At 64.3% G+C, this 2,007-nt stretch carries 2 protein-coding genes; one reads left to right on the top strand and one right to left on the bottom strand.

Going from position 1 to position 2,007, the window contains the following annotated elements; genetic code table 11:
* The coding region (locus tag AC2VOG_RS01740) for a cytochrome P450 (RefSeq protein ID WP_486938193.1) at positions 1–713 on the top strand (713 nt) is incomplete at its 5' end.
* Here the strand turns inward: AC2VOG_RS01740 and AC2VOG_RS01735 are convergent.
* Positions 710–2,007 (bottom strand): AMP-binding protein (locus AC2VOG_RS01735; RefSeq protein WP_486938192.1); only part of this gene is annotated, 1,298 nt, incomplete at its 5' end. The genes AC2VOG_RS01740 and AC2VOG_RS01735 overlap by 4 nt on opposite strands.

The following is a 2,007-nucleotide window of genomic DNA, read 5'->3' as shown; positions in this document are numbered from 1 at the left end:
TGGAGCACGTTGCCGACGCCACCTCCCGGCTGATCGGCTCGGTCGCTCCATCTTGGCGCGACTTCCGCACGGCGACGGGCATTCTGGGTGAATTTGACCGGTACCTGGCCGCTCATGTCGATCGGCTGAGGAAGGGTAACGCGGGCGACAGCGTTCTGTCCGATGTCGTGCACAGCGGGGATCTGTCCGAAGCCGAGATCAGGATGCTTGCCGGCTTTCTCCTCGGCGCGGGTTTCGTCACCACGAACCACGTCATGAGCAAGGGCGTCGTGGCGCTGGTCCGTCATGCCGATCAGCTGGCCACGTTGCGCGCGAATCCCGAGCTGTGGCCAAGCGCGGTCGAGGAGATCCTGCGCTATGACACCGCAGGGCAGATCGTGCCCCGTATTGCGACCGAAGACGTTGAAATTCATGGCTATTCGCTCCGCGCGAACGAGCCACTGTTTCTGCTGGCGGGCGGTGCAAATCGGGATCCGGCGGTGTTCGAACTTCCCGACGCCTTCGATGTCACCCGGCCCAACGCCCGCGAGCACCTCAGTTTCAGCACGGGCGTTCACGTCTGCCTGGGAGCGGCGTTGGCGCGGATGGAATTGCACATCGGCCTGCAGTCGCTGTTCGAGCGCTATCCGCTACTCACTCTGGCTGGCGATCCCGTATTCAACGGCACCATCGGCTTGCACGGGCTCAAGCACCTACCGGTGTCGCTCGGCTAAGCCTCGCCGACCGCTTGGTCGCGGGCCCACCGGTAGTCGGCTTTGCCGGCCGGGCTGCGCTGGATCGCGGCTCGGAACACGATTGCCTTGGGCAGCTTGTACCGGGCCAATGTCTGTGCAGCATGGTCGATTAACTCATCCGCCTCGGCCTTCGCACCGTCGGCGAGCGTCACCACCGCCACGACTTCCTGGCCCCACCGCTCGCTGGGCCTGCCACTGACGACGACGTCGATCACGGCGGGATGCGATGCGATCGCGGTTTCGACCTCCTCGACGAAGATCTTCTCGCCGCCGGAGTTGATCGTCACTGAGTCGCGGCCCAGCAGTTCGATGTTCCCGTCGTCCAGGTGTCGAGCGCGGTCGCCCGGAACCGCGTATCGCACACCGTTGATCACCGGGAAGGTGGCCGCAGTCTTCGCGGCATCGCCTTTGTAGCCGAGCGGAATGTAGCCGCGTTGAGCCAGCCACCCCATTCCCTCGTGGCCCGACTCCAAGATCGTCCCGAGATCTTCAGCGGCGACGCAGGTATCGGATCCGGCGTTGAAGGTGCCCGTCGATACCGTTGCCGCCGTGGACATGTGGTGCATCTGGCCGCCGGTCTCCGATGACCCGACGCCGTCGATGATGATCGCGTTCGGCAGAACGTCGATCAGACGTTGCTTGACGTACGGCGTCAGCAGCGCGCCACCGTTGGCCACCACGGCCAACGACGACACATCCGCGATGCCCTTTTCGATGGCGGCGACCAGTGGCCGGGCGATGGCATCGCCGACCACCGTCACCGTCATGACCTTCTCCCGCTCGATCGTGCGGACGACGTCGTCGGCGTCCAAATGATCGACGACAGCGGGGAAGACGATGGTTTGTCCCATCGAGATCGCGGTCATGACGCTCCATTGCGCCGCGCCGTGAATCAGTGGCGGGAGAATCATCAGCTTGGTGCTGGTGCCTCCGGCCACCCTCCCGACGAGCTCGTCGAGGGAGCGGGTGGGCTCGCCGGTCATCAGGTTCCGGCCGCCGAACGACGTCATGAAGATGTCGTGTTGACGCCACAGCACGCCCTTGGGCATCCCGGTCGTGCCGCCGGTGTAGAGCACATACAAGTCGTCGGGAGAGTGCCGGACAATTGGTGTCGGGGATTCGGAATTGATAGCAGTCTCGTAATCCACTGCGCCGTCGAGCAATGCGTTGCCCGAATCGTCGGCAATTTGAATCAGCACTCGCAGATGCGGAAGATCCGGCAACACCTCGGCCACCCGTGGCGCGAACGCGGCGTGGTAGATCAACGCCGTCG

Source organism: Mycobacterium sp. TH-M11, from assembly GCF_057473725.1.
Note: the sequence above shows the minus strand (reverse complement) of the source record. Positions and strands in the feature narration are given on the sequence as shown.